The organism is Caballeronia sp., from assembly GCF_028292365.1.
In the GTDB taxonomy this organism is placed as follows: Bacteria; Pseudomonadota; Gammaproteobacteria; order Burkholderiales; family Burkholderiaceae; genus Caballeronia.
Window position 1 is genome coordinate 1 of the sequence record NZ_JAQGMM010000103.1, and the last position, 3,369, is coordinate 3,369.

The 3,369-nt window shown below is 61.3% G+C and carries 3 protein-coding genes and 2 pseudogenes; 3 read left to right on the forward strand and 2 right to left on the reverse strand.

All coding sequences use genetic code 11. The features are described 5' to 3' along the window. From JWR14_RS06490 to JWR14_RS06500, 3 genes and pseudogenes are all read left to right on the forward strand, one after another. Window positions 1–88: pseudogene (locus JWR14_RS06490) on the forward strand (3-deoxy-manno-octulosonate cytidylyltransferase); the annotation flags it as partial. A 531-nt stretch (window positions 89–619) separates the two neighbouring features. Further along, the gene (gene adk, locus JWR14_RS06495; RefSeq protein ID WP_299703322.1) at window positions 620–1,282 is read left to right on the forward strand and encodes an adenylate kinase; all 663 of its coding nucleotides are present in this window, start codon (window positions 620–622) and stop codon (window positions 1,280–1,282) included. A 150-nt stretch (window positions 1,283–1,432) separates the two neighbouring features. After that, window positions 1,433–2,191 (forward strand): 3-hydroxyacyl-CoA dehydrogenase, encoded by a 759-nt coding sequence (locus JWR14_RS06500; protein WP_299703324.1) that lies wholly within the window; start codon window positions 1,433–1,435, stop codon window positions 2,189–2,191. Between the two features lie 138 nt (window positions 2,192–2,329). On the opposite strand, the gene JWR14_RS06505 is transcribed toward JWR14_RS06500, so the two are convergent. Next, on the reverse strand, window positions 2,330–3,175 hold the full coding sequence (locus tag JWR14_RS06505; protein WP_299703327.1) for a SirB1 family protein: 846 nt from the start codon (window positions 3,173–3,175) through the stop codon (window positions 2,330–2,332). Next, window positions 3,172–3,369, reverse strand: a pseudogene (locus JWR14_RS06510) (murein biosynthesis integral membrane protein MurJ); the annotation flags it as partial. The gene JWR14_RS06505 and the pseudogene JWR14_RS06510, both read right to left, overlap by 4 nt.

The following is a 3,369-nucleotide window of genomic DNA, read 5'->3' on the forward strand; positions in this document are numbered from 1 at the left end:
CGCAGTGCTGACGACGAACGACGCGCCGTCGCCGGGTGTCGATACCCCCAATGATCTGGCCCGCGTCCGCGCGCTGTTTGGGGCGTAGGTATAACGGCGCGTTCCGGCTGAAGTCCAAGGCTGCTGCCGACGCCCGATCAACGAGCATGAACCACGCACGCTCCACCGATGAACCACGCCCAAGCCGCGCTTCTGCTGCAGCAGCGTGCCTCCCGCCGTTCCGTTGTCATGCCGCTCCGGGCACGCGCCGATCACCGGCATGTCCATCGCTTTCAATAGCGAAGGTGATGCACGAAATCGGCGCGCTTTCAACGGTTCCTAGCGCGGCATGCCTCTCTCGATCAACTCGCGTTAACCCCCGCTGCATGCGACTTTCCGGGCTTTCCAGCCTCGGATTCGGGCCGCGATTGTGACGATGCATGGCATAATCGGCCGGTAGCGCGAGCCTTCCGGTCAGCGCCAACGCTCCTGAGCGCCCGTGTCGACTGGTGCCGCGCCGTCTCTCGAATTCGGCTCGTCGCGCCTCGTTTGCGGCTTCAACCGGGCGATGTGCCACAGCGACCGGATGCCAGATAAGCCTCGCAGCGCAGCGGTTTCTATTCGATTCGGAGATATCACCATGCGTTTGATCCTGTTGGGCGCCCCCGGCGCCGGCAAGGGCACCCAGGCCACCTTCATCAAGGAAAAGTTCGGCATCCCGCAGATCTCGACGGGCGACATGCTGCGCGCGGCCGTGAAAGCAGGGTCGCCGCTCGGCGTGGAAGCCAAGCGCTTCATGGACGCCGGCGAACTTGTGCCGGACACGCTCATCATCAACCTCGTGAAAGAACGCCTGCAGGAAGCGGACTGTGCGAACGGCTATCTATTCGATGGTTTCCCGCGCACGCTTCCGCAAGCCGACGCCATGAAGCAAGCCGGTGTTGCTATCGACTATGTGCTTGAGATCGACGTGCCGTTCGCGGACATTATCGAGCGCATGAGCGGACGGCGCTCACATGCAGCGTCGGGGCGCACGTATCACATCAAGTTCAATCCGCCGAAAGTGGAAGGCCTTGACGACATTACCGGCGAGCCGCTGATCCAGCGCGACGACGACAAGGAAGAGACCGTGAAGAAGCGGCTCGACGTGTATGTTGCGCAGACCAAGCCGCTGATCGAGTACTACAACACGTGGTCCAAACATGGCGACAACAACGGCCTGAAAGCGCCGGAGTATCGGCGGATCTCGGGGCTTGGTACCGTCGACGAAATCCGCACGCGCGTATTCGATGCATTGACCTGATCGTCACCGGGCGCTCATACCTGGGCGCTCGGGGCACGCCTTCTGAAACCCGCTCGCGCTCCATCGGCCGAGCGGGTTTTTCGTTTTCGTCCTGAGCGATCCTCGGAACGAACATGTTCTACGTATAACCCTCATCAAGGAGCACTCAGCATGGACATCCAAGACAACGTCTTTCTCGTCACCGGCGGCGCATCGGGGCTTGGCGCGGCCACGGCACAGCTAATCCGCGACCACGGCGGCAAGGTCGTGCTCGCCGACATGAACGAAGCCGGCGGCGAGAAGCTCGCGAAGGAACTCGGCGGTGTGTTCGTGAAATGCGACGTGAGCCGCGAGGAAGACGGCCAGCGCGCCGTGGAAGCGGCGACGCAACTCGGCAGCTTGCGCGGGCTGGTCAACTGCGCGGGCATCGCGCCGGCCGCGAAGACGGTGGGCAAGGATGGCCCGCATGCGCTCGACCTGTTCGCCAAGACTATCGGCGTGAACCTGATCGGCACGTTCAACATGATCCGGCTGGCGGCGGCTGCCATGTCGAAAAACGAGCCGAATGCGGCGGGCGAACGAGGCGTGATCGTGAGCACGGCGTCGGTGGCCGCTTACGATGGCCAGATCGGCCAGGCGGCTTATGCGGCATCGAAAGGCGGCGTGGTGGGCATGACGTTGCCGATCGCGCGGGATTTGTCGCGCAACGGCATTCGCGTAATGACAATTGCGCCCGGCATCTTCGAAACGCCGATGCTGCTCGGCATGCCGAAGGAAGTGCAGGACGCGCTCGGCGCAATGGTTCCATTCCCCTCGCGTCTCGGCAAACCGAACGAATACGCCATGCTCGTCAAGCAGATCTTCGACAACCCCATGCTCAACGGCGAAGTGATTCGCCTGGACGGCGCGATCCGGATGCAGCCGAAGTAAATTTTTCAGCTTGGCGGGGGCTGGCAGCGGCTAGCTCACGAGCTTAAGCGCCCAAGAAAAACGGCGGCCATCGAAATGATGAGCCGCCGTTTTTTATGGGCCTTACTTATGGTCTTTACCTCAGCAAGCTGGAAAAAACTACTCGCCGTTGTGCTGCGTGCGCTGTCGCAGTTCATGCAACTCCGTCTCCACGACGGTGGCGTCTTCGGCCTCAGGCCGATCATCAAGATACCGACGCAGATCCTCCATTGCCGGGCGCAAGTAATCCAGACGTGCGTAAGCAAAGCCCCGATCGCGCACTTCTTCAATACTCCCCGGCATCAGGATCACCAGCCGTTGCTGCACGGCGAGCAGCCGTTGCCAGCGCTCCGTCTGAAGATAAATGCTCTTCAAATTACGCAGCATTCGTCCGATGATTTCCCGGCGCGTAGCCGGCTGCAACAAGACCCGCAGCGCGCTGCCGATGGATTCGCCAACCCGCTGCACATAGGGCTCGAGCATCTCGACCATCGCCGATTCGGACAAGGAATGGCCCGTGGTTGGATCGAGCATCACATCGCCGTCGGGCGTGGTCACGCGTAGCAGGAAGTGCGCGGGAAACGACACGCCACGCACCGGAATACCGAGCTGTTCGCTCATCTCCAGATACACGACGGCCAGCGAAATCGGAATCCCGCGACGCCGCTTCAGCACCATGTTCAGGTGGCTGTTATCGGGGTCGTAGTAATCGTTGAGATTGCTGGTGAAACCCAGCTCGCGAAAGAAAAAACGATTCAACACACCGACTTTTTGCTTGATGTCGGCGTCTTCAGGCATACGGCGGCGCACGCGCAGGACCAACTCGTCGATCTCAGCCAGCACGCCCTGCAGATCGAGATCCGGATACGCGTCCTGGGCGAGCGACAACGCCGCCTCGGTGAGCGGCAGACTGTCGTCCTCCGCCACTAGCGAGGTGAAATAGTCGAGGATGCGCGTCGTCGTCATTGCAGCGTTCGCCTTCTGAAATACGCGTATTTAAAACCCATCGCGGAGAGCATACCGAAATATAGCGCACCGAATACAACCAGGCTTGCACCGAGAAGCATGATTCGCTCCAGAGGTGCGGCACGCATGCCGATCCAGTCGAAATTGCCGGCCACCCAATGCATCACGCCCGCGAGCACGAGGCACGCGCCGAC